This is a genomic window from Streptomyces sp. NPDC020845 (assembly GCF_044334165.1).
Taxonomy (GTDB): domain Bacteria; phylum Actinomycetota; class Actinomycetes; order Streptomycetales; family Streptomycetaceae; genus Streptomyces.
Window position 1 is genome coordinate 645,907 of record NZ_JBIRSJ010000004.1, and the last position, 22,692, is coordinate 668,598.

General features: G+C 68.9%; 27 protein-coding genes and 3 pseudogenes. 19 read left to right on the top strand and 11 right to left on the bottom strand.

The features are described from left to right. The first annotated feature begins 332 nt into the window (after positions 1 to 332). A complete protein-coding gene (locus ACH4U7_RS12745; RefSeq protein ID WP_398527954.1) occupies positions 333 to 1,097 on the top strand; it encodes a Ku protein in 765 nt (254 codons plus the stop codon). A gap of 23 nt (positions 1,098 to 1,120) precedes the next feature. On the opposite strand, the gene ACH4U7_RS12750 is transcribed toward ACH4U7_RS12745, so the two are convergent. The 3 genes from ACH4U7_RS12750 to ACH4U7_RS12760 all read right to left on the bottom strand — a co-directional run bounded on the left by ACH4U7_RS12750 (position 1,121) and on the right by ACH4U7_RS12760 (position 3,005). Beyond that, positions 1,121 to 1,315, bottom strand: a complete 195-nt coding sequence (locus ACH4U7_RS12750; RefSeq protein ID WP_398527955.1) for a DUF6233 domain-containing protein — start codon at positions 1,313 to 1,315, stop codon at positions 1,121 to 1,123. A gap of 324 nt (positions 1,316 to 1,639) precedes the next feature. Further along, positions 1,640 to 1,972 carry a hypothetical protein gene (locus ACH4U7_RS12755; RefSeq protein WP_398527956.1) on the bottom strand — a complete coding sequence of 111 codons (333 nt, stop codon included), beginning with the start codon at positions 1,970 to 1,972 and terminating at the stop codon, positions 1,640 to 1,642. 181 nt (positions 1,973 to 2,153) lie between these two features. After that, a complete protein-coding gene (locus ACH4U7_RS12760) occupies positions 2,154 to 3,005 on the bottom strand; it encodes a LysR family transcriptional regulator (protein ID WP_398527957.1) in 852 nt (283 codons plus the stop codon). A gap of 95 nt (positions 3,006 to 3,100) precedes the next feature. Here ACH4U7_RS12760 and ACH4U7_RS12765 point away from each other — a divergent pair, with 95 nt between their 5' ends. From ACH4U7_RS12765 to ACH4U7_RS12825, 13 genes and pseudogenes are all read left to right on the top strand, one after another. After that, the gene (locus ACH4U7_RS12765; protein ID WP_398527958.1) at positions 3,101 to 3,832 is read left to right on the top strand and encodes an SDR family NAD(P)-dependent oxidoreductase; all 732 of its coding nucleotides are present in this window, start codon (positions 3,101 to 3,103) and stop codon (positions 3,830 to 3,832) included. A gap of 270 nt (positions 3,833 to 4,102) precedes the next feature. Further along, positions 4,103 to 5,020, top strand: coding sequence for an IS5 family transposase (locus ACH4U7_RS12770; protein WP_398527959.1), 918 nt, complete (start codon positions 4,103 to 4,105; stop codon positions 5,018 to 5,020). Between the two features lie 211 nt (positions 5,021 to 5,231). Then, the gene (locus tag ACH4U7_RS12775; protein WP_398527960.1) at positions 5,232 to 5,969 is read left to right on the top strand and encodes a hypothetical protein; all 738 of its coding nucleotides are present in this window, start codon (positions 5,232 to 5,234) and stop codon (positions 5,967 to 5,969) included. A gap of 1,108 nt (positions 5,970 to 7,077) precedes the next feature. After that, positions 7,078 to 7,332 (top strand): annotated as a pseudogene (locus tag ACH4U7_RS12780) (hypothetical protein); the annotation flags it as partial. A 109-nt stretch (positions 7,333 to 7,441) separates the two neighbouring features. After that, positions 7,442 to 7,999: pseudogene (locus ACH4U7_RS12785) on the top strand (hypothetical protein); the annotation flags it as partial. Positions 8,000 to 8,121: 122 nt separating this feature from the next. Further along, positions 8,122 to 8,532 carry a DUF6262 family protein gene (locus tag ACH4U7_RS12790; RefSeq protein WP_398528000.1) on the top strand — a complete coding sequence of 137 codons (411 nt, stop codon included), beginning with the start codon at positions 8,122 to 8,124 and terminating at the stop codon, positions 8,530 to 8,532. A gap of 723 nt (positions 8,533 to 9,255) precedes the next feature. Next, a complete protein-coding gene (locus ACH4U7_RS12795; protein ID WP_398527961.1) occupies positions 9,256 to 9,459 on the top strand; it encodes a Tn3 family transposase in 204 nt (67 codons plus the stop codon). A 65-nt stretch (positions 9,460 to 9,524) separates the two neighbouring features. Continuing rightward, positions 9,525 to 9,815 (top strand): annotated as a pseudogene (locus ACH4U7_RS12800) (Tn3 family transposase); the annotation flags it as partial. Positions 9,816 to 10,071: 256 nt separating this feature from the next. Then, positions 10,072 to 11,145 carry a tyrosine-type recombinase/integrase gene (locus ACH4U7_RS12805; protein WP_398527962.1) on the top strand — a complete coding sequence of 358 codons (1,074 nt, stop codon included), beginning with the start codon at positions 10,072 to 10,074 and terminating at the stop codon, positions 11,143 to 11,145. Further along, positions 11,142 to 12,158 carry a hypothetical protein gene (locus tag ACH4U7_RS12810; protein ID WP_398527963.1) on the top strand — a complete coding sequence of 339 codons (1,017 nt, stop codon included), beginning with the start codon at positions 11,142 to 11,144 and terminating at the stop codon, positions 12,156 to 12,158. The genes ACH4U7_RS12805 and ACH4U7_RS12810 overlap by 4 nt, the downstream gene beginning before the upstream one ends. After that, positions 12,107 to 12,940, top strand: a complete 834-nt coding sequence (locus ACH4U7_RS12815; RefSeq protein ID WP_398528004.1) for a hypothetical protein — start codon at positions 12,107 to 12,109, stop codon at positions 12,938 to 12,940. Before ACH4U7_RS12810 ends, ACH4U7_RS12815 begins: the two co-directional genes overlap by 52 nt. Then, positions 12,904 to 13,485 (top strand): hypothetical protein, encoded by a 582-nt coding sequence (locus ACH4U7_RS12820; protein ID WP_398528001.1) that lies wholly within the window; start codon positions 12,904 to 12,906, stop codon positions 13,483 to 13,485. Before ACH4U7_RS12815 ends, ACH4U7_RS12820 begins: the two co-directional genes overlap by 37 nt. A 376-nt stretch (positions 13,486 to 13,861) precedes the next feature. Next, positions 13,862 to 14,080, top strand: a complete 219-nt coding sequence (locus ACH4U7_RS12825; RefSeq protein WP_398528002.1) for a Tn3 family transposase — start codon at positions 13,862 to 13,864, stop codon at positions 14,078 to 14,080. 84 nt (positions 14,081 to 14,164) lie between these two features. Here the strand turns inward: ACH4U7_RS12825 and ACH4U7_RS12830 are convergent, their stop codons facing one another. The 5 genes from ACH4U7_RS12830 to ACH4U7_RS12850 all read right to left on the bottom strand — a co-directional run bounded on the left by ACH4U7_RS12830 (position 14,165) and on the right by ACH4U7_RS12850 (position 17,924). Next, positions 14,165 to 14,299, bottom strand: coding sequence for a hypothetical protein (locus ACH4U7_RS12830; protein ID WP_398527964.1), 135 nt, complete (start codon positions 14,297 to 14,299; stop codon positions 14,165 to 14,167). A 2-nt stretch (positions 14,300 to 14,301) separates the two neighbouring features. Beyond that, positions 14,302 to 14,898: a TetR/AcrR family transcriptional regulator gene (locus tag ACH4U7_RS12835; RefSeq protein ID WP_398527965.1), complete on the bottom strand. Its 597-nt coding sequence runs from the start codon at positions 14,896 to 14,898 to the stop codon at positions 14,302 to 14,304. A 136-nt stretch (positions 14,899 to 15,034) separates the two neighbouring features. After that, on the bottom strand, positions 15,035 to 16,048 hold the full coding sequence (locus tag ACH4U7_RS12840; protein ID WP_398527966.1) for an NADP-dependent oxidoreductase: 1,014 nt from the start codon (positions 16,046 to 16,048) through the stop codon (positions 15,035 to 15,037). A 74-nt stretch (positions 16,049 to 16,122) separates the two neighbouring features. Beyond that, complete coding sequence (locus tag ACH4U7_RS12845) at positions 16,123 to 17,034, bottom strand: alpha/beta hydrolase (RefSeq protein ID WP_398527967.1); 912 nt, start codon at positions 17,032 to 17,034, stop codon at positions 16,123 to 16,125. A gap of 74 nt (positions 17,035 to 17,108) precedes the next feature. Then, on the bottom strand, positions 17,109 to 17,924 hold the full coding sequence (locus tag ACH4U7_RS12850; RefSeq protein ID WP_398527968.1) for an oxidoreductase: 816 nt from the start codon (positions 17,922 to 17,924) through the stop codon (positions 17,109 to 17,111). 116 nt (positions 17,925 to 18,040) lie between these two features. On the opposite strand from ACH4U7_RS12850, the gene ACH4U7_RS12855 reads away from it, so the two are divergent. Continuing rightward, on the top strand, positions 18,041 to 18,241 hold the full coding sequence (locus ACH4U7_RS12855; RefSeq protein WP_398527969.1) for a hypothetical protein: 201 nt from the start codon (positions 18,041 to 18,043) through the stop codon (positions 18,239 to 18,241). A gap of 135 nt (positions 18,242 to 18,376) precedes the next feature. Continuing rightward, positions 18,377 to 19,348 (top strand): recombinase family protein, encoded by a 972-nt coding sequence (locus ACH4U7_RS12860; protein ID WP_398527970.1) that lies wholly within the window; start codon positions 18,377 to 18,379, stop codon positions 19,346 to 19,348. On the opposite strand, the gene ACH4U7_RS12865 is transcribed toward ACH4U7_RS12860, so the two are convergent. Genes ACH4U7_RS12865 through ACH4U7_RS12875 form a run of 3 tightly spaced genes read right to left on the bottom strand, consistent with a single transcriptional unit; the run spans position 19,340 to position 20,798 of the window. Next, the gene (locus ACH4U7_RS12865; RefSeq protein WP_398527971.1) at positions 19,340 to 19,645 is read right to left on the bottom strand and encodes a hypothetical protein; all 306 of its coding nucleotides are present in this window, start codon (positions 19,643 to 19,645) and stop codon (positions 19,340 to 19,342) included. The two genes, ACH4U7_RS12860 and ACH4U7_RS12865, sit on opposite strands and share 9 nt — an antisense overlap. Before the next feature lie 8 nt (positions 19,646 to 19,653). Beyond that, complete coding sequence (locus ACH4U7_RS12870; RefSeq protein ID WP_398527972.1) at positions 19,654 to 19,887, bottom strand: hypothetical protein; 234 nt, start codon at positions 19,885 to 19,887, stop codon at positions 19,654 to 19,656. After that, on the bottom strand, positions 19,884 to 20,798 hold the full coding sequence (locus ACH4U7_RS12875; RefSeq protein ID WP_398527973.1) for a hypothetical protein: 915 nt from the start codon (positions 20,796 to 20,798) through the stop codon (positions 19,884 to 19,886). Before ACH4U7_RS12875 ends, ACH4U7_RS12870 begins: the two co-directional genes overlap by 4 nt. Before the next feature lie 158 nt (positions 20,799 to 20,956). On the opposite strand from ACH4U7_RS12875, the gene ACH4U7_RS12880 reads away from it, so the two are divergent. The 3 genes from ACH4U7_RS12880 to ACH4U7_RS12890 all read left to right on the top strand — a co-directional run bounded on the left by ACH4U7_RS12880 (position 20,957) and on the right by ACH4U7_RS12890 (position 21,891). Beyond that, positions 20,957 to 21,130, top strand: coding sequence for a hypothetical protein (locus ACH4U7_RS12880; RefSeq protein ID WP_398527974.1), 174 nt, complete (start codon positions 20,957 to 20,959; stop codon positions 21,128 to 21,130). 278 nt (positions 21,131 to 21,408) lie between these two features. After that, a complete protein-coding gene (locus ACH4U7_RS12885; RefSeq protein ID WP_398527975.1) occupies positions 21,409 to 21,543 on the top strand; it encodes a hypothetical protein in 135 nt (44 codons plus the stop codon). 51 nt (positions 21,544 to 21,594) lie between these two features. Then, positions 21,595 to 21,891: a hypothetical protein gene (locus ACH4U7_RS12890; RefSeq protein WP_398527976.1), complete on the top strand. Its 297-nt coding sequence runs from the start codon at positions 21,595 to 21,597 to the stop codon at positions 21,889 to 21,891. Positions 21,892 to 22,692 lie beyond the last annotated feature (801 nt).

Genomic DNA, 22,692 nt, shown 5'->3' on the forward strand with positions numbered 1-22,692 from the left:
TGCCCCGGGGTCGTGGCTGGTTGGACTATTCGCGGGTGCCGGCCGGTGGGACAGTGTCCCCGGGCCTCACCTATTGCCTGTGGGGAAGATCGTTCGGCTGAAGCCCCATGGTGCCTTTCGCCGCGAAGGCGACCGCCACCGCCGGCAGCCCGCACCCCTCGGTCCGGCGTCGGCCAGGTTCCCCCGTCCTGGCCGACGCCCTCTTCCACGCCGCCCGCGGCACGGGCAGGTGACCAGGCGGGTGCCCGATGTGACAGCCGGCCGGGTGCACGCTCGACGTGTCACGAGCACGCCCGCGGCCCTTCCGCTCCCTGGCCTGCACTATGTGGATCATGCGCGCTCTTTGGTCAGGCCACGTCACGTGCGGCCTGGTCAGTGTGCCCGTGCACCTGTACGCCGCGACCGAGGAGATGCGGCCGCACCTGCACCATGTCCACACCGCCGATGGCTCCCGGATCCGGCACCGCCGGGTATGCGAAGCGGAGGCCCGCGAGGTCACCGAAACCGAAATCGGCAGGGGATGGGAAGCCCCCGACGGACGCGTCGTCGTCCTGCGGGACGAGGACCTGGACCACCTGCCGCTCGCCACGCGGAAGACGGTGGAGATCGTCGGCTTCGTGGGCGAGCACGACGTGGACCCGCTGCTGTACGACCGCCCCTACTACGCCGGCCCGGCAGGACCGGTCGCCCATCGCCCATACGCGCTCCTGGCCGAAGCCCTCGCACGCACCGGCACCTTCGGCATCGCGAAGTCCGCCGTCCGCACCCGCGAGCGCCTGGCCGTGCTGCGCCCACGCCGCGGCATCCTGGTGGTCCACGCCCTGCGCTGGCCTCAGGAGATCCGCGACCCCGGCGACCTCACCTCACCCGCGCCGGTAACCGACCGGGAGCTGGAACTCGCCGAAGTACTGATCGGGCAGATGACCGGAGTGGACATCACGGCACTGCATGACGAGTACGGAGCAGCCCTCGACCAGATCGTCGCTGCCAAGCTGGAGGGCCTTGGCTGGGCCGAGCCGCCGGAGCCCGAGCCCGCCGCCGACCTGATGAAGGCCCTCGAGGACAGCATCCGCCAGGCGCGCCAGGGCGAGCGGTAGCTGATGAAGCTGCCTCTGCCGCCTCAGAGCTGCGGGAGGTGGCGGGCTTCACAGGCGGAGCATGCCTCGCTGCCCGGCCGGGCGAGTTCACTGAGCGCCTGGTCGTAGCTGAGGTCGGCGTCGCCGGTCGGTATCCAGCACGACTGGTGGTGGATGACGCGGCGCCCGGGGCCGCCGGCGGGCGGGCGCGGGCAGATGCCGCACACTCCAGCCGCCAAGCCGGGGCGGGCGGGGAGGTCGTGGAGGCAGGCGCTCTCTTCTGGTGGGCACGGTGGAGTAGTCGGTGCCTTCGATCGGGGTGACCAGGTGCGCGGGGACTCGGAAGACCGCGGAGTCGGGTTCGACGGTGATGCGATCCGGCAGCTGTACCTCGGCCCACACCGGCAGGAGCAGTTCGCACCACCAGCCGCCTCCAGGTCCAAGACGCTGGGGCCGGCCGATGCATTGGGCGGTCACGCTCTGGCCGTCCGGCAGGGCGACCCACACCGTCGGGCCGGGCCTGTCCCGCTCCGGATCGTCGGGGCCGACGGGGTCCGCCACCGTTACGCGGCTGGTGTGTCGTGGGCGTGCTTGAGCATCATCCGTGCGGTGACGCGGGCCGGGCCCTCCAGCGTGGTCCAGAAGGCGTGCGTCGACACGCTGATGGTCAGCTCCAGCCGCCGGTCCAGCAGCCGCTGTACTTCCGCCTGGTCCTCCTGGGACCAGCCCTCGGCCGCGGGACGTTCCCGCGGCCGCCAGATGTCCGGGTCCTTGAAGCCGCCGTGTGCCTCGACCGACCAGGGCAGGCGGTCGTACAGGGCCGGCAGAGCGGCAGCGGTTTCGTGGAGCTCCTGCTGCGCGGCGAGCAGGTCGGCGGGGAGGGCGGGTCCGTCCATGGCCGAAATGATACGTTTATTCGAATAGGGTTTTCCCGAGCCAGGGACCGGAGTGTCGTAGAGGTGTGGCTGAGCGCCGTAGTTGGCGCGTGAGCGCTGTAGCTGGCGGGTCTGAGCGACATGGGCATCCCCACAGTTGAGCCGGGACACGATAGGCGGAACCTGGCCAGGCGTATTGGAACTACCGGAGACGGGTCGCAGTCCGGACAAGGTCGGCGACGGCTCTGGACCGACTGGGCGGCGGCCAGGCGATCACGGTGGTGACTTTCGGCGCGTCCAGCACGGGCACGGCGGCGAGGTCACCGTGCAGTTGAGCTCGGCACGACTCCGGTGAGACCGCGCAAGCACGGCCGAGCGCGACGAGCTGCAACAACTGCGCGTGGTCGCGGACCTGCGGGCCGGGGCCGGGCGGGTAGGTGCCGTCGGGGTCGGGCCAGCGTGGCAGGGGCAGGCCGGGCAGCCCGGTGATGTCGGCCATGTGCACATGGGTCCGGACGGTGAGCGGATGCCCGGCCGGCAGGACCACAACCTGGCCCTCCGTGCTGAGTTCTTCGGTGTGGAACCCGGCCGTCGAGTCGAACGGCCGGTGCAGCAGCGCCACGTCGGCCCGGCCCTCGCGCAGAAGTCGTTCCTGCTCGGCCGGGCCGCACAGGATGACGTCGACGGGGACCGCGCCGGGTTCGGCGGCGTACGCGTCCAGCAGTTTCGCCAGCAGCTCGCGGGACGCACTGGCCTTCGTGACCAGGACCAGGCCGGGACGGCCGGTCGAGGGAAGGGCGGCGCGGCGGGTCCGGCGCTCGGCCGCTTCGACCGCGTCGAGGGCCGCCCGGCCCTCGGCCAGCAGCACCGAGCCGGCTTCGGTCAGCGTGACGGTGCGGCTGGTCCGATCCAGCAGCGCTGCCCCGAGTCGGCGTTCGAGCTGCTGGATCGCCCGTGACAGAGGCGGCTGTGCGATCCCGAGCCGCTGCGCGGCGCGCCCGAAGTGCAGCTCTTCGGCGACAGCGACGAAGTAGCGCAGTTCCCTGGTCTCCATCCGGCCACGGTACTCCGGATCAATACCTGGAAGGTATCGTTGCCCACCCAATCGGTCTTGGACCCCCGCCGGGGTCCGAGAGCAGCATGGTCCCCATGAGCGAACGAACGATTGCGCTGGTCACCGGCGCAAACAAGGGAATCGGCTACGAGATCGCCGCAGGCCTGGGCGCCCTCGGCTGGAGCGTCGGCGTCGGCGCCCGCGACGATCAGCGTCGCAAGGCCGCGGTGGAGAGACTGCGCGCGGCTGGCGTCGACGCGTTCGGCGTACCGCTGGACGTGACCGACGACGCGAGCGCGACAGCCGCCGCACGGCTGATCGAGGAACAGGCCGGGCGCCTCGACGTGCTCGTCAACAACGCCGCCATCACAGGCGGCACGCCCCAGGACCCCACCCGCGTCGACCCCGCCACCATCCGCACGGTCGTGGAGACCAACGTCATCGGCGTCATCCGCGTCACCAACGCGATGATGCCGCTGCTGCGCCGCTCTGCCTCACCGCGGATCGTGAACATGTCCAGCAGTGTCGGCTCCCTCACCCGGCAGTCAGGGACCGCTGGTGAGCTGACCACAGGTCCAGTGGCCGTGGCGTACTCGCCGTCGAAGACGTTCCTGAATGCCGTCACCCTCCAGTACGCCCGGGAGCTGAGCGGCACCAACATCCTGATCAACGCCGGCTGCCCCGGCTACGTCGCGACCGACCTCAACGGCTTCCGGGGCGTGCGCACCCCCGAACAGGGCGCGGCCATCGCCATCAAACTCGCGACCCTGCCCGACGACGGCCCGACGGGCCAGTTCTTCGAGGACGCCGGCGTAGTGCCCTGGTGAAGTGCACGGCGGTCATCACCCGCGCAGCCACCAGGGTGAGGCCGCTTCGCCCGCGCGTCTCGAGCAGGTTCATCGACTGCTTCGGCCGCCCCGGCCGACGCTCCGGTGCTTGGGGCAACGCTCCGCACCGCTACCGGTTCCAACATGGATGGCAATTCACCGCAGGTTGCAAGCAGCGTGACCATTTGGTTCCAACAATCGTGACCCGGGGATCCGCATCGCAAGGTCACCACACCCCCATGGTTCCAACTACCGCGCCCCGACACAACAGTGTGCGTAGCGGGTCAGCACTCGCCACAAGCCTGCGTAGGCCGGGCACCGAGTGATCTGACGAGCGACCAGTGGGCCCGGCTGGAGCCGTTGCTGCCGCAGGGCACCAAACCGGGCCGTCCACGGGGGTGGACCCGGCGGCAGTTGATAGACGGCACACGGTGGCGGACCCGGACCGGCGCCCCGTGGCGGGACGTGCCCGAGCGGTACGGACCGCGGGACCGGGTCTACGACCTGTTCAGGCGCTGGCAGCGGGACAACACCTGGGCCCGGATCGTTACCCGGCTCCAGGCCGAGGCGGACGCGAAGGGACTGATCACGTGGGACGTGAACGTCGACTCCACCGTCTGCCGGGCCCACCAGCACGCCGCCGGGGCGGCTCAGAAGGGGGACCTGCAGAAGGAGCCGCCCGGTGGGGTCGCCGCCGAGCCGGCTGACCATGCACTTGGACGCTCCCGCGGCGGGCTGACCACCAAAATCCACCTCGCGGTGGAGCAGGGCCAGAAGCCCCTGTCGGTCGTGATCACCGCCGGGCAGCGCGGTGACTCGCCGCAGTTCGAGCCGGTCCTGGAAGCGATCAGGGCGCCCAGGCTGACTCCAGGGCGGCCTCGCAATCGTCCGGAACGAGTGCGAGCCGACAAGGCATACGACTCGCGCAAGAACCGTGCTTACCTGCGCAGACGCGGTATCAAGGCCACGATCCCGATCCCTGCGGACCGCGCCCGCAACCGACAGAGCCTCGGCTCCCGCAGCGGCCGACCGCCAAAGTTCGACAAGACCGACTACCGCGAGCGCCATACGGTCGAGTGCGGCATCAACCGTCTCAAGAGACACCGGGCCGTCGCCACGAGGTACGACAAACCTGCCGTCCGCTACGAGGCCACCGTTCAGATCACGGTCATTAATGAGTGGCTGTGACCGGGATTTCGGGAGCTCAAGACTGACCTACGTACTTGCCGTGCTTGAGGCGGCCGAATGCAAGACCTCTCGACTGGCCGGGCGGTAGAGTCCGCACGTGCGTTGATCTTCCGGGCAGCGGCCAAGCGCCGCCGCAGACGGTGCGGGCGACCTCGATGATTTGGGGCCGCCCGTCTGGCGTACCCGTCATCACAACACCGGAGATCACGCAATGACTGCTCAGCAGCCCATCACCTACGATGCGTTTGTCGAACTCGCCGCCGCTGATTCAGCTGTCGTCGGCCTTGTCCTCAAGGGTTCCCGGGCTCACGAGGGCATGACCACCGAGCACTCCGACCACGACCTGTATGTCGTCCTCGCCAATGGCGCGACGACTTCCCTCACCTGGTTTACGGGGCACCGCACCCCAGAACTCGACCTCGTCATCCTTTCCCTCGACGAGTTCCGCGCTGTCGGAATGCCCGGATTCGAGCGGTACGCCCTCGTCTGCGCCCGGATTGTGCTCGACCGGCTCGACGGAGGCATCGCCCAGATCCTGGCCGGCAAGGCACGGCTCGACGCCGATGAAGCCTTCCGGGAGGCGGGCGAGTGGCTCGATGCCTACGCCAACTCCCTCTACCGCTCGGTCAAGAACGACCGCGACGGGCATGCGCTCGCGGCCCGTCTCGACGCCGCCGACAGCATCCGGTTCCTGCTGGAGTTGCTCTTCGCTCTCGACCGTCGTCCCCGTCCCTACAACAAGTACCTGGAATGGGAGCTTGCTCAATTCCCGCTGCCCGGCTGGGACACCGGCATGTTGCTCGACGCTGCGGACCGCATCTCAGGAACGGGCGACGTGTCCACTCAGCGTCGTCTCTTCGCCCAGGTCGAGGCAGTGGCCCGCCGGGCCGGGCACGCCGCGGTGCTGGACGCATGGGGTGAGGACTTGGACCTGATGCGACCGCAGTAGGAGCGCACCGCGGGAGCTTTCGCACCGCCACTTTGGCGGTCCGAGGCTTTCGCAACAGGCCCTAGTCCGACAGTGGTTCCGAGGGTGAGTCCTACGAGGATCTTGCGGGTGCGCATGATGAATGTTCCCTTCGGGATGAGTGGAAGTGTGGACACTGGGCCGCTGACCGCCCCATGGGGTCAGCCCGGTTGTTTCCTGACATCGAGTTCAGCGGCGGCGGAATTGATTGGCAGCCCCCTTCCGTAGGTCTGATCGATGCCTGCGCCCCAGCTGACAGGGGGTGCCTCGCCGGCACCACACGGGTGGTGCGGCCAGCCGCGCAAGAGGCGCTGTCAGTCGTCGTAGAGTGCGATGCGGATGTTCTTGACACCATTGTTCGTGGAGTCCGAGATTGACCTCGACTCGCCTTGGCTCAGGAGGGAGCTGTACATCCTCCTGTAGGAGCCGAGGGTCTTGTGGTCGCCGGTTACCTCGAGCTCGTGCCATCCGCTGCCCGAGCAGGTGCGTGTGATGCGGCCGGTCAGGCTGTAGCCGTACCAGCCGGTGCCGTCGCTCCAGTAGGTGTAGTCGCCGGTGAACTTGGCGCAGGCGGTCGTGCGGGTGATGCTGCTGGCCGGTGCCGCTTGCGCGGTCGTGGCCAGGGGGCCGTGAGTGCCAGGGCGGCGCCCCCGGCCACAGCCAGTGCTGCAATCTTCTTGCGCATATGACTCCTCTCGTCATCTCTCGAAGGGTGATGCAGGGCCGGACGGCAGAGGAACTCAGCCGCCGCTGAACGCCCTTGGCGTCGGCCCGGTTGTTTCCTGACATCGAGTTCAGCGGCGGCGGAATTGATTGGCAGCCCCCTTCCGCCGGTCTGATTAATGCCTGCGTCCCAGCTCACCGGGGGTGCCGGGGCCCAACGATGCGGAAACGTGCTGCCTTGCCGATGTGCCGGGGTGTGCGTAGCTTGGCGGGCGGTCGATCCGCGTCCGGGGGGAGGCGGGGGAGGAGTGACCGATGGCGGGGCGTCCTGAGAGTCCGCTGGATCCGAGCGCGGGTCCGGTGCAGCGGTTGGCGTTCGAGTTGCGGAAGCTGCGGGCGGAGCACCGGCAGCCCCACCTATCGGGCCATGGCCGCGCGCACTGGCCACGGTGCGAGCACGCTTTCCCCGGCAGCTGCCGGGGAGCGGTTGCCGAGCCTGCCGGTGGCGCTGGCGTACGTGCAGGCCTGCGGCGGCGACCCTGAGGAATGGGAGGAACGCTGGCGGCAGGCGGCCGCGGAAGAAGCGGCCGAGCGGCGGGACGACGAGGACGCCGAGCCTCCGTACCGGGGCCTGGCCCGCTTCGAGCCGGACGACGCGGCCTTGTTCTTCGGCCGCGACCAGCTCATCGACGACCTGCAGCGCCTGACCGCCCACCACCGGATCACCGCGGTGGTCGGGCGCCTCCGGCAGCGGAAAGTCCTCCCTGCTGCGGGCCGGCCTCACCCCCCGCCTGCGCAGCACCGACAACCCTGGCTCACGGCCTGCCGCCCTGCGGGTCATCACCCCGGGCGCCCACCCGCTGCGCGACCACGAGCAGCGGCCGGTCTCGAAAGAGGGCGAGGAGGGGGACACGTGGCTGGTCGTGGACCAGATGGAAGAGCTCTACACCCTCTGCACCGACCCGGAAGAACGCACCACGTTCATCGACCGCCTCCTGACCGCCGCCGCCTCCGACAGTCGGCTGCGGGTGCTGATCGCCGTACGGGCCGACTTCTTCGGGCAGATGGCCGGCCACCGCCTGCTCGCCGACGCGCTGCGCGAGGCCACCCTCCTGGTCCCGCCGATGAACCGCGGCGAACTCCGCGAGGCCGTCGTCAAGCCGGCCCAAGCCGCAGGCCTCATCGTCGAACGCGCCCTGACCGCCCGCATCATCGACGAGGTCGACGGCGAACCCGGCGCCCTGCCCCTGATGTCCCACGCCCTCCTGGAAACCTGGCACCGCCGCAAAGGCCGCGCCCTCACCCTCACCGCCTACGAAGCCGCCGGCGGCGTGCACGGCGCCATCGCCCAGACAGCCGAAGACCTCTACACCCACCTCACCCCCCACCAGGCAACCTGCGCCCGGCAACCTCGACCAGATCATCACCGCCCTGGAGGACGACGAGGCCACCAGGAGCACGGAGGTGGCCGATGCGGGCTGACAACTCCCGCCACATCGTCGCGGCGGCCCGCAACCGGCACGAGCACACCCGGGCCAAGGCGATCCAGGCCCTACGTGAGATCGACGCCGCGGGCACCGCCGTCACCTTCGACGCCGTCGCCCGCGCGGCCGACGTCACGCGTTCCTGGCTCTACACCCAACCCGACCTGCGCGCCGAGATCGAACGGCTTCGGGCCGCGCGGCGGCGAGCGTCCGCCGACCCGGTGCCGGCCCGGCAGCGGGCCTCCGATGCCTCGCACCTTCGACGGTTGGAAGCCGCCAACGAACGCAACCGCCGCCTCACCGAGGAGAACCGTCAGCTCCGGGAGCAACTCGCCCGCGCGCTCGGTGAGCTCCGCGCCGCCAGATGTCAGAGCCAGCCCGCCCCTGGGCGCCGTTAACAGACGTGTCACTGGCCCCGAACGATCACAACGAGCCCCCATCAACGTCGCGTTTTGGGGCGACGGGGTGGTCGGCGTTGGGCCGAAGCCGATCTTGACTCCCGCCTGGCCCGCGGTGGTGTCCGCCATGCGGCGAACAAAATACTGGCCGCACCGATCATGGCCTGAAGCGCCGCCTCACCAACTGACAGGCAGATCGCGGTGCAGGTGGCCAGGATGCACACGAGCGCGATCAAGTCGACTTTGCGGTGATCGAGCTCTGCCGCGGATTCCGGGGCGGTACCCGAAACAGCAGAGTTCTCTTCTGATGGCTCAACCTGCGACGACACCGCCGGTCCTTCCCAGTCGGGAAGGGCGGGCCCGCGAGGAACTCAACCCCCGGACAAGCAACAAGCCGCTTCACGCCGCATGTCTCCTGGGGTTAATTCCCCGGCTTCCATCGCTTGCGCGATGAAGCCCGCCCCCCAAAAACATGCAGCCAAGCGGCTACACCCAACGAACGTAAGTCGAGCGCCGACGCCATGTCAACTCCCTTCATGGGGTGTCGTTAACGACACCCCGCCTCGGCGGCCTGCCAGCAAGGTCGCGGTTCGGCAACGATCGCCCACGCTGACACAATCTCAGAACAGCTCTGCCGACTACTCCTCGGACGCTGTCGCCATCGCATCATCCCAGGTCAACAAGGCGATGCGCCTCAGAGCTCAAGATAAGCGAGGCACGAACATGGGCATCAAGCGGGTCGCGGTGACCGGCAAGCACGGCGAGTCCGAGGCGGTACTGCGGCGGGTGCGGCACCTGTTCGTCAACCGGACCAACACGCGCGGCGCGCTGGTGAAGCTGGTGAACGCCACTTTCGCCACCCGGGACGCCGACTGGTGGGGCGAGGGCACCTCGTGCGCCTCGGACAGCAAGAAGTTCGGCTCCTGATCCTCGAACTTCATGACGGAGTGGCACCAGCGGTACCGGGGACCGGGGACCGGGGACCGGGGGTGATGATCTACTGGCACGTCGAGCGGAAGCCGGTGTGCATCTACTCCCAGCTCAAGAACTGCCCGGCCTCCGAGGTCGCCGCGATGATCGAGGGCGTGCTGCGGCACTGCACCGAGATGGTGGTGGACCGGCAGTACACCGACACCCACGGCGCGTCCATCGTCGGGTTCGCATTCGCGCACATGCTCGGCTTCAACCTGCTGCCCCGGTTGAAGAACGTGGGCTCGGCCCGGCTGTACCGGCCAGCCGCCAGCGAGGACGAGACCTGGCCGCACCTGGCGCCGGTGCTGTCCAGCAAGACGATCGACTGGGAGCTGATCCGCCAGCAGTACGACCAGATCGTCAAGTACACCACCGACTCCGCCTGGGCACGGCGGAGGCCGAGCAGGTGCTGCGACGGTTCACCCGCGGCGGCCCGAAGCACCCGACCTACCCGGCGATCGAGGAGCTGGGCCGGGCGGCGCGGACGGCGTTCGTATCAGTTACGTGGAATCACGCCGCGGGGTCCATCCTGCGCCCCGCGGCGTCACCACGAACTGAGGAGATTCATTGGGCGTCTCGACGGTGTTGGAGGAGAAGTGGCCGGTCCTCGGCCGACACGAGCGGGCAGCCGAGTGGCTGCAGGTCTGGACCGACCCGGGCCGCGCCCCGCGCACGATCGACGCATACGCTCGCGGACTGGCCGAGTACTTGCAGGTGTGCGAGCGGGAGGACGTCGACCCGGTGGCCGCGAGCCGCCCGCATGTCGCCGTGTTCGTACGTGAGCTCACCACCCGGCCCAGCCGCCCGGGCACGAACGTGCTGGCCATCGACTCCGGAGCAGGGCTGGCGAACGCCACGCTGCAGCAGCGGCTGGTGCCGGTCCCGCTGTTCTACGACTTCCTCATTGAGGAGGGACTGCGCGAGTCGAACCCGGTGGGACGCGGCCGCTACACGCCTGGTCGTCGGTTCGACGGCCACCAGCGCGGCCTGGTGCCCCGCCCGACCAAGCTGCCGTGGATACCCGGGGAACAGCAGTGGCTGGATGTGCTGTCCGTCTTCCGGGACGAGCCGATACGCAACCGCGTGATGCTCGCGCTCGCCTACGACGCCGCCCTGCGGCGCGAAGAGCTGTGTTCCCTGCGGACCGACGACCTGGACCCGGCCCGCCGAATGCTGCGGATCCGGGCGGAGACGACGAAGAACCGGCTGGAGCGCGTGGTGCCGTACTCCGCGGCCACGGGCGCCCTGCTCTCCTGCTACCTCGCGCACCGGGCCACCACCAGCCGTGCCCGCGGGCCGCTGTTCCTGTCGGAATCGCGCCGCAACCACGCCGAGCCGCTGACCTTGTGGACCTGGTCGAAGGTGGTCCGCCGGGTCGCGCTGACCGCAGAGGTCCCGCGGTTCTCCACCCACACCACCCGGCACCTGTGTCTGACGGACCTGGCCCGCATGGGCTGGGAACTGCACGCCATCGCCACGTTCGCCGGCCACCGGAACACCGACTCGACGATGACGTACATCCACCTCTCCGGCCGGGACCTGGCGGAGAAGCTCAACCAGGGCATGGAGCAGATCCACTCCTGGCGAGTGGACATGCTGGCCAGCCTCGGCACCGACTCCGTGGCGGGAGGCCGCTCGTGACCACTCCCGCCCTGGCTCCGGTGCCCGGGGCCGACGGCCGTCCCACCTGGTCGTGGCCGATCAATCCGGACCGCTACAACCTGCGGCCCGGTCTCACCGTCCTCGAACTGGAGGCGCTTCGCCATCTCGGCATGAACCTGCGGCGCCGTCGCTGCTACGACCGCGACGCCCCTGAGTGGCACGCGATCGCTCGCCTGCTGCGGCCCTTGGACGACGCTCGCGCGGCGATGCACTGCCCGGATACCCCGCACCACCGCCGGGCCATCACCGACGCCATCGGCCTCATCCTGCTGCGGGCGGCGGAGCTGGAGACGGCCTACTGGGCCTGGACGCCGCAGGAGTGGCTGCGGCTGATCGGCACCACGGTCGACGAGTTCGAAAGGCCATGGCCTGGCTGGATCGACGGCACCGTCCGCCCCTACGTCGTCGCCTACGGCTACCTGCTGTGCGGCTTCACCGACGTCGACCGCCTCGGTCCCTTCAACCGGCTCGCCCTGACCTGGCGGGTCTTCGGCAAGGAACCGGCCGACCACTCCATACAGCAGATCACTGACGTCCTCGGCCGGTGGGGCTGCCGCATCGGCCGAGGCGAGGACCAGCGGCTGCCCACCGTGCTCTGTCAGGCGTTCCTGCTCAACCGCAGCCCGCTGCTGGAGGACCTGACCACGGACGCCTTCGCCCGGCTGCGGAGGGACTCGGCGTGGGCTCGCTGGCACACCGGCTCCCTGCACGGCATACAACGAGCCGGCGCCTCGCTCGGCCACTGCGACCCGCCGTCGCTGTCCAAGCACGGCAGCATGCCTGCGATCGAGGGCACCGCCGAGACCTGGGCGGCCTGGGCCGAGCGCTGGTACGACACTTCCACCCTGACCCTGAAGGTCCGCCGAACCTTCCGCGTCATCATGGCCAAGGCCGGGCGCTGGCTCGCCGAGGAGCATCCCGAGATCACCGGGCCGAGCCGGTGGACCCGGCAGACCTGCGCGGCCTGGGTCGCCAAGGAGTCGACCGCCTGACCGTCGGCGAGTACGTCCAGCGCGAGTTCAGGCTCAGCAAGCGCGACGGCGAGCCGGTATCCCCGCGCACGAAAGCCGGATACCTGACGGCCACCAGGACCTTCTTCCGCGACTGCCAGGAGTGGGAGTGGATACCCCGGCGCTTCGATCCCGCTCGGGCCCTGGCCACCCCCAGGAGTGTCCACGCGCTGACCGGCCCGAACCCCCGGGTGATCGCCGACGACATCTGGGCCAAGCTCCTGTGGGCCGGCCTCAACCTGGAACCCGAGGACCTTCCCGCGAACTCCAGCGGCCCCTGCTATCCGATGGAGCTCATCCGTGCGGTCACTCTGACCTGGCTGTTCAGCGGCCAGCGCAGCGCCGAGATCGCCCGCCTGCGGGTGGGCTGCATCCGCTGGCAGCACGACGGAGCCACCATCCCCGGCGACTCCCGCGACGTGCTCGCCAAGGACGCTGTCTGCCTGTTGGACGTGCCCACCCACAAGACCGGCACAGCGTTTACCAAGCCCGTCGATCCCCTGCTCGGCCAGGCCATTGAGGCATGGCAGGCGATCCGCCCCGACCAGCCGAAGATGCTGGACCGCAAGACCAGCGAGCACGTCGACCTGCTCTTCGCGATGCGCGCCCGCCGGGTCGCCAAGACCTACATCAACGGGACGATCATCCCGTCGCTCTGCCGGAAGGCCGGCGTCCCCCCCCCGCCGACGTCCGGGGCAACATCACCAGCCACCGGGCCCGCTCGACCATCGCCAGCCAGCTCTACAACGCCAAGGAGCCGATGACGCTGTTCGAACTGCAAGCCTGGCTCGGACACCGCTCACCAGAAACGACTCAGCACTACGTCAAGATCAGCCCGAACAAGCTGGTCAAGGCATACAGCGACGCCAGGTACTTCGAGCGCAACGTCCGCACCATCGAGGTCCTCGTCGACCGGGACGCGGTCACCTCCGGCGCCGCCGCCGGCGGGGAGCCGTGGCAGTACTACGACCTCGGTCACGGCTGGTGCACCTACACCTTCTTCGAACAGTGCCCGCACCGCATGGCCTGCGCCCACTGTGACTTCTACACCCCGAAGGGCTCCTCCAAGGGCCAGCTGCCGGCGGCCAAGGAGAACCTTCAGCGCATGCTCGCCTCCGTCCCGCTCAGTGAGGAGAAACGGGCAGCGGTTGACGACGGTCAGGCAGCCCTCGACAAGCTCGCCGACGTCCCTACACCCGCTGGCCCCACACCCTGTGAGATCGGAGTTCCCGCCAGTGCGACGCTACTGCCGATCGTGGACGTCACCACCCGGGCCATGGATCCCGGACGATGTGGACTGCGACGATGACAGGCATGACGCATGGTTACAACGGCAGTCAGTTCTCTTCCGGCAGGCAAAGGCACGCGCACTCGCCGCTCGGCGGTTCGCAAGAGAGGCGGATCAGGAACAGGCGGAAGGCCGTTCCGGAATCGAACGCAGGCAGCGCGAGAAGGATGCCGTGATCGCAACGCTGGTCCTGGCCCAAGGAGCTGGCGAGGCCTACGTCAACTGGGTCTTTCTCCAGGCTGGCGTCACGCCGAGCGGCACATGGATCGACCGATGGGGCGGGCTTCGCATGGGCCGAGCAGCAGACCGGCATCCAAGCCCCCTTCCTCGACGGCGCTTGGGTCGCGTTCGACGAGTGATGAGTTGACAAAACAGATTCCACAGAATCTGCGACTACCTGGCCGACCCGGAGCTGCGGCGGGAGATCCACGAGGGCCTGCAGGTGGTGGAGAACTGGAACTCCGCCAACCACGACCTGTTCGACGGCAAGGACGGGGACCTGACCGGCGCCGACCGGAAGAGCCAGGAGATCTCGATGCTGGCCCTGCACCTGCTGCAGGCCGCCCTGGCCCACGTGAACACCCTGGGAAGGTCTCCGGCTCGAAGTCGGCGGTGATGCTGTCGGCCACGGCCTTCTCGACGGACGTCGGGTCGTCGGCGGGCGTGAGGACGACCGGCGCCGCTCGAGCGAGCGCGGCCATCACGCCGCTCCGGCCGGAGCGGCGGCCCACAGGTCCGGGACGAGGGTGGCCGGCACCCAGCCGGTGGCCGTCTCGTATGCCACCTTCCAGGTGACGTGGCAGATGCTGGGCACCTCGTCCCCGTCGAACAGCACCTTCAGCCGCTGCCCGGCGGTTGTGCGCTGAGCAGAGCCAGGGCGTTGCGGATGCCCTCTTCGAGGAGCTCGTCGGAGAGTCGCCGGTCGGCCAGGGCGCGGGAGAGCTGCAGCGTCCCGACCATCATGGCGTAGACGCTGAGGGTCTTCGTGTGCACCGAGCGCGGATCGGCAGGCGCCAGGCGAGCGGCGATACCGTCGATGACGGCGAGCACGCCGTCGGTGTACGCCTGCTTGGTCTCGTCCGCGCAGCGCCCGATCTCATCGAGGAGTGCGGCGGAGGGGCAGCCGTCGTCGGGACTGTCGCGGTGCTGGGGCGACAGATACCACCGTACGATCTGCTCGAGTCCGGCGATCCCGGGGGCCGCCTGCTCGATGACGTTCGCGTACTGCGCGCGCAACTGGTCCGCGACCGCGGTGGCCACGAGGTCGTCCTTGGATTCGAAGTGGGCGTAGAAGGCGCCGTTGGTCAGTCCGGCGTCCGCCATCAGCGTCGAGATGCCCGAGCCGTCGATACCGTCCTTCTTGAACCGGCGGCCGGCGGTCTCGATGATCCGCTGCCTGGTCGCCTGTTTGTGCTCTTTCCCGTAACGCGCCACGCCCTCGCTCCTTTGTACGCCGGAAGGGTCGCCTGCCCTCCGCCGGCTTCGCCATCATATTGGATTACGAACGCACTCCAATGGTAGGCGAACGGCATCTGGAGCACCGCCACGCCTTCTCTGCGGCCAGCCCGATTCAGTCGTTGCCGGGCACCATCGAGATCACGACCTTTCCGGCCGTGGTACGCCCCTGCTCGACGTACGCCATCGCCTCGAGCGTCTGGTCGAAGGGGAAAGTGCGGTCGATGACCGGGCGGAGCCGTCCGTTGTCGTACAGGGCGCCGAGTTCACGGAGCTGGGCGCCGCTGGCCTGCATGAAGAAGAACTGATAGCGCACGCCCAGGGCCTTGGCCTGCTTGCGCACCTTGCGGCTGAGCGCGTTCATGGCCACGCCCATGAACGAGGGGGCGTCGAGTTGCCTGGCGAACCCGACGTCCGGCGGGCCGGCGACACCGATGGCCAGGCCGCCCGGCTTCAGCACAGTCAGCGACTTCTCGAGGTTCGCCCCGCCAAGGGAGTCCAGCACCAGGTCGTAGCCGGACAGCACCTGCGAGAAGTCCTCCTTGGTGTAGTCGACGACGATGTCGGCGCCGAGGCTCCTGACCAACTTCTCGGTGCGGGAGTTCGTGGTCGTCGCCACCGTGGCACCGAGGTGCTTGGCGAGCTGGATGACCGTCGATCCGAGGCCACCGGCACCGGCGTGGATGAGCACCTTCTGACCCGGCATCACGTGGGCGCGGTCGACGAGGATCTGCCAGGCGGCCAGGGCCACCAGGGGCACCGCGGCCGCCTCGCGGAGGGTGAGTGACTCCGGCTTGGGCGAGACGTCGTCCTGGTCGATCGCAATGAACTCGGCGAAGCCTCCGATCCGCAGGTCGCGGGGACGTGCGTAGACCTCGTCGCCGACTGTCAAGTTGCGCACGGCCGACCCGACCTGCGTCACGATGCCGGCGACGTCGTGGCCGAGCACGAACGGAAGCTTGTACTTCAGGAGTCGTTTGAACTCCCCGTTGCGGACCATTTTGTCCAGCGGGTTGATGCTGGTGGCGCTCACTCGGACCAGGACGTCGCCGTCCCCGACGGTGGGCTCGGGAACGTCTGCGGCGCGCAGGCCGTCCTTGCCGTACTTCTCGACGACGAATGCCTTCATGTCAGCCATCCCTTTGCGTGATTTTCTCGGTTGTCTCCTCGGCGGACGATGCGCATGTCCGGGCAGCTTCCACGTCAGCTGCCGAGGTGCCGGCGAAGCCACTGACCCATCTGCCCGATCGCCCGGTCCACCTCGGGCACGCGCCCCGCGCCCAGGATGAACGAGTGCTGGCCCTCGGGCAGCGGGCGGACCTCGGAGAGGATCTTGAAGTCGGCGAGTCGGCGGCCGAAGTCGGCGCCCTCGCCGGCAAGCGCCTCGTACTCGCCGTAGTGGAGGGCCGTGGGCGGCAGGCCGGTCAGGTCGGCGTTCACGATGCTGATGTCGGGGTCGGTGAAGTCCACGCCGGGGTCCTGCAGCCAAGCCGCTCGGAACTGCTCGAGGATGTCCCGGCTGAGCATCTTGTCGAGTTCCTCGTTCTCGTCCACCTTCGGGTTGCTGATGGTGAGGTCGGTCCACGGCGAGATGCTGACGATCGCCCCGGGGGCTGCCTCGCCCTTGGCGAGCAGGCGCAGCGGCAGCGCGACCGCGAGGGTGCCTCCGATGGAGTGGCCGGTGCTGCCGATGTTCCGCGGCTCGTAGCCCTGCGCGAGCAGCCAGCGGTAGGCGGTCTCGGCGTCGTCGATCTGCGCCGGGTGGGGGTGCTCGGGCGCCAGGCGGAAGCCCACGACAAGCGAGCGGGCTCCGGCCGCCTTGGCGATGTGGCCGGCGGCCTTGCGGTCCGATGAGATCGAGGCGGCGACCGATCCGCCGAAATGGAAGTGGAGCAGCGCCTTGTCAGGGTCGGCGCCCTCAGGGATGACCCACAGGGCGGGGACGCCGTCCGCGTCCACGTCGGCGTAGGTGACGCCTTCCGGCTCGGTCGATGCCGAAGCATGTGTGTCGACGATGTCGCGGACGACGGCCAGATCGAGGCCCGGTGTCGACGCCTTCGCGCGCACGCTTTCGAGGAACTGCGCGAACTGCTGTGCTTCCGTGCTGATTCCCATGGTGATGCTCCTTGTCAGGTCAGAGCTGAACGCGCCTCTCGCGCGCACTGCAGGTCGATGAGCCGGGTGCGACGTCAGCCGGGCATCCGGTTGAACCTGCGGATCTGCTTGTCGAAGATCCCGGCGGGGACGAGGCGTCGCGCGGTGGTGATGCGTGAGGCGAGCGGTCCGGCGGTGTAGCGCAGCTTCGGCTTCGGGGCGGTGGCCGCCGTGACGATCTCCCTGGCGACGACGGCGGGGTCGTCGCCGGCCTTCATCGCCGCAGCGACCACTTCGTCGAAGACACGCCGCCGCTCCGCATACAGCGGCAGCGGGGTGTCGGGCTGCGCGGCATTGGCATCGAAGGCGGTCCGGGTGTAGCCGGGCTCGACGAGCAGGACGCGGACGCCGTGCTCGCGGACTTCGTGGTCCAGGGACTCGGAGTAGCCCTCGATGGCGTGCTTCGCGGCGACGTAGAGGGCCATGTAGGGCTGCGGGATGACGCCGAGGACGGACGAGAGGTTGACGATGCGTCCACGGCCCTGGGCGCGCATGCGCGGCAGGACGGCCTTCGTCATGCGGACGAGACCGAAGAAGTTGAGGTTGAAGAGGCTCTGGGCCTGGGCGACGGAGTTCTCCTCGGCGGCGCCGGCCGAGCCCAGACCGGCGTTGTTGACGAGGACGTCGATCCGTCCGAACCGTTCGATCACTTCCTGGACAGCGGCGGTGACGGATTCGTCACTGGTCACGTCGAGGTCGAGGAAGGTCACACCGGCGGGCGGGGTGAGTCCCGAGGTGTTCCGTCCGGTTCCGATCACCTCGAACCCGGCTGTGGCGAAGGCGCGAGCGGTTGTGTTGCCGATCCCCGATGACGCCCCCGTCACGAGTGCTACCGGCCGTTGTGTCGCCATGACGGACTCCCTGAGTAATTGAATTACGATCGTTTGGCTTACGGTCATAATGCTATTGCGGTGTGGGGCGGATGGCAAGGAGCGGCCCGGCGGCCGCATGGCCGAGAACCTCCGGCTTGGCGTGGGTCGTCGGCGACGGCCTGCAAGGCCACTCCGAAGGCGCCGAGTGCCACGCCGTCATCGCAGCCTGCGCGGTACGCACCATCCCGCCGCCCTGGCTGTGGCAACTCAGTGATGTCGGCACCGTCACCACCACCCTGCGCGGCCGGCTGCTCGCCTCGTGTCTGGTCCGCCCCGCATCCTGTGTTCTCTCATAAACGCTCCTTTCCGGGAGCAGGATCGGAAACGGCCGTCGGAGCCGACCCGAGCACCCGATCGGTTCTCAGAACTCGTTCTCATTCAAGTGGTGCCGACGCCCTGTTCTGGGAATGGTTTGTGAGAGAATTCCGGGTGTGACGGACCCTCAGGACACCACCGAGAGCGACGCCGACGACGTCGAGCGCCACGAGTGCCCGCGCTGCGGCGTCCAGCCCGGCTCACCCTGCCGCAGGCGCTCGGGCGCGGTCGCCGGGATCTACCACACCGGCCGGTTCAAGAAGGTCGCCCGGCTCGCCAAACTGCTGCGGGTGCCGACCCCGGCCGACCGCGGCCCCGGCCAGCCCTGGCGACCCGGCCCCCCGCCGCCGGCCGCGCCCGAGACGGACACCCCGGGCGCGGACATCCGCATCGGATACGCCCGCTGCAGCCACCTCACCCAGGAGCTGCAGTCGCAACTGGACGCGCTCAGCGCGCACGGCATTCCCCGGGACAAGATCTTCTCCGAGAAGATCAGCACCCGCATCCGGGTCCGCCCCCAGTTCGAGGCCGCCCTTACCCTGGCCCGCGAAATCAAGGCCCACGCGCCGCACTGCCGCGTGCTGTTCACCGTCTACGAGATGAAGCGCCTCGGCCGCGACGCCGCCGAGCTCACCGCGCTGGCCGACCACCTCATCGCCCACGGCCTGGTCCTGGAGATGCTGGCCGGCCCGCTGCCCGGCATCTACGACCCGTCCGGCCCTGACCGGATGCTCTTCAGGTTCTTCGCCGCCATGGCCGAGACCGAGCGCGAGAGCATCCGCGAAGCCACCCTCGAAGGACTCGACGCCGCCTCCCGCAAGGGCAGGCACGGCGGCCGACCCCCCGTCATCACCGACGACATGCTGCACACCGTGCTGCGGCGCCGGGCGGCCGGCGAGTCCGTCGAGCAGATCCGCCCCGACCTGATCATCCCCACCGGCAAGCGCAAGGGCCAGAACCCCGGCCTGGCCAGCATCTACCGAGCGCTCGCCGAGCACGAGAAGCGCCAGGCGTACCCCGAAGCCGTTGAAGCAGCCCACTCCGACTTCGCCACCCTCCAGGCCGAAGGCGTTGGCCGATCACTCTGAGCTACTTGTCACTTCGCCGGAGCTTCGGGAGGACAGGGCCTTGGAGGCCTCCCACTCGGCGAGGAAATCAAGCACCCAGACCCTGGTCGAGCCGTATGCCTCGAACGGGTCGGGCAGCTGCTGCCCGTCGCGGTAGGCCTCGACGGACTTGAGGTGCTCAGTCACAATCCACCGCGTACGGGACTCGACCTGGGCGGCCTGCGGGAAAGGCTCCTCCCAGCACTCCAGGATCACGAGTGCGTCCTTGACACGCTGTCTCAGCTCGGTGTCGGTGATGTCGAGGGCGTCGGCCTCCAACCTCTGGATCAGCCGCCCCCTCTCCGTCTGCCAGAGGCGCCGGCCTCTTCGTCGCGCGGTTGCTCCCGCTGGACATGCTCGTACTGCTGGGCGGTCTCCGCATAGAGCAGGTGCAGTTCACGCTCCTGGTTCGAATTCCGGCGCAGGCGCTTGAGCTCCGACAGTGTGGCGTACACCCGCCCTGTGGCGGACCGGTCGACATCACGACGCTCGTCCCGGTCATGCCCGGCCGGTGCTTTCATGCAGACCGTTCCAGTCGGCCGGGGTACTGTGCGGCTGGCCCTCCTCGATGAGAGTTGGGGGCAAGGTGGGTGTCCCGCCCTGGGGACCCAGAGGGTGGCACGGAACCCGATGGCGATGTCGAGGGTCCGGCAGGCACGGGAGGGAGCAGTCCCTTGGCGTTGAGAAGGCTGATCACCTTGGTGTAGGCGGGGATGAACTCGTCTCGCGCTCGGCATGCCTGCCGGTTGAGTTCGTTGCGCTCCGCGCTGGTACCGGGATAGCTGATCTCCAAGACATCCTGACCTTCGTCAGAGATGTCGTTCATTCCGTTGAGCTCGCAGCACAGCGCGCCGAGGGCTTCGATGAGTTCGCGGTGGACCTCCTGCAGTTCGCGGTCGACATAGTCGGGCCGGTCGGTCTCCAGGGGGCGGTGAGCGTCGCATACAAGGTCGCTCACGGTCAGCGGAACCTTGAACATCGTCTCGGTATTCTCAAGCCAACGGAGCCACGGACCGTCGAGCGGGAGGAAGTGCAGCAGCCGAGCGGCCTTGGCCACGTCGCCGGCATGCGGCGCCGCCACGGCCTGGGCGACGAACTGTGCGGAGCTGACCGCCGGCTCCTTCAGTGCTGCGGACACATCCCGTTCGTCGGCCGCTTCTTTCCGCAGCGCACGCCACCAGCCGACGCCCTGCGGGGGGACGCCGTTCCTTTTCGCCCGAGCCTCGAGTAGCTCGATCAGGTACTTGAACGGCTTGTCGTCCTCGGGGACGTACTCACCTCGGAACCAGCCGCTGAGCTTGCCCCGGCTTAGCCTCACGATCGGCGTCTGGTTCTTGCCCTGCGTTCCGATCTGGGTGCACGAGAGGCCCGAGGCATCTTTCAGCTTCCGCAGTTCCCCGGCCAGCCTGTCACGTGCCGACGATTCCCCCATGGGTCTCCCTGTTCAGTCTGCACCACCCGCTGAACGCTATCTTCGCCCGCGCTGGCCTGGCCTGACACCCTGTTCAACAGTTCAGGGTCCTCGCCGAACACCTCAGCTCTCCGGCTTTCTCGCCGTCGTCACCCCACGACAACACGAGGGAGCAGAAGATGAAGATCACCACGAAGCGGATGCAGGATCAGCAGCCCCGGGCGCGGGGGCGCCGGATCGCCGGGGCGGCGAAGAAGCTGGGCGAGTGGATCGTGCAGGGGGCCTCGTCCGGCGCTGTACGGGAGATCCTGCGGTACGCCCTGGACGCCCTGGACCAGTGGCTCCAAATGTGACTGCTCATGGCCCCCACCTGATGTCACCGGCTGCCAGGCCCCGGTCCCTGGACAGGAACCGGGGCCCTGCCGTCGCGTCTCCTGGTCCTTGGTGCGGTTGATTCTCCCCGCACCGTCGGCGTTGCTGACATCTACGCCATGCGGCGCCCCATGTCAGCCTCGTCCCTGCCACTTCGGCGATCGGTAAATGCGACCTCGACCACCTGACCAAAGCCAACTGGCTACAGCCCGCCACCTGGGTACGCAGCGGATGGCAGCGCCGCCGCGAGACCCCGTGCGTGGCCCTGTACCGGCTCGCCGACCTGGAACTGCTCCTGGCCCACCCGGCCATCGACTGGGATGAGATCCGGACCACCCCCAAGGGCCGCCCCTCCCCGCTCGCCAGGCTGCCCTGGCCTGTCCCCGGAGCCTGAACCCAAGCCCGAGACACCGGGCAGCACCTCGACCCCCGGAAGGGACCACCGATGACCACCGTCCTCCTCGCCGCGCCCCTGCCGTACGTCACCCTCCAAGGGGTCGTGCAGTGCCTCGCCCTGGCGAAGGCCGAGACGCTGCACGAGAAGATGCGGCCGTACATGGACGAGGCGGGGTTCGCCGACCCACAGGAGGCGCGCGTTCCCTGCGATGTGCTGCGGGCCGCGACACACCGCCTGCGCAAGTGGCGCGCGGCGGACCCCGAGACGGTCACCCGGCTCTGGGACGACTCGGACGACGCAGAGCTCACCGCCGCCTGGCGCGACGGACTCAACGCCATCGAATAAGCACACGAAGGCAGCAAAGGCCCGGGGAATCAATCTCCAGGTCTTTGTTGGGGGTGGTGGGGTGGTTTTTCGGTGTTGGTGTGGCGGGTTTTTGAAGCATTTTTATGGGGTGCTTGGGATTGAGGAGTTGCGACGCGCGGAATTCATTCCAGCGACCCCCAACCTTTACCCTGACGGCGCGTCAGTTTGGGCTGGGAGCGCTCGGCCCGATCCCCCGGTTTCTCTGATGGTCTGTCAGTTTGTGGGGTGGTGGTCGAGGGCCAGGACGTGGCCCGCGGTTGCGGTTTGTGCAGGTGGGGGCGTGTCTGTGGTCGCGTGTGGTGCGCTCGGCGTCTCGGCCGGTGTATTCCGGCATGGGATTGGTCTAGTCGGCTTCAGAGTTGGTCCGGCACCCCGAAGCGATGCGCGCCCCCACCCTGAGGCCGTGCGCTCGCCTGAGGGCCGTTCAGGCTCCTGTTGCACAGGGAGTTCCGGGGCGGGGGCTGAGGCCCGGAAAGGAGCACGCAGCGGCTCCCCCGGGGGTGTGACCCGGATCCGCCAAAGGTACATGCTGCATCAGATGATGCAGCCCGGCCGCTCAGCCGACCACGGCCCGCCGCCTGACCCACAGTCACCAAGAGGCATGGACTCCGGGATCACCGGAAGTTCTCCACCAGGGGAGCACCCCCGCTCTGCTGCCAGCCTGCCCGGCGCAGCCGGGCCTACGTGCTACGAAGTAGCACGTTAGAGGCTCAGAGCGAAGCGGCGAGCCTCGGCCCCCGGAGCGCAGTGCAGGGGGCCGCCCGCCCCCGCAACGCGGGG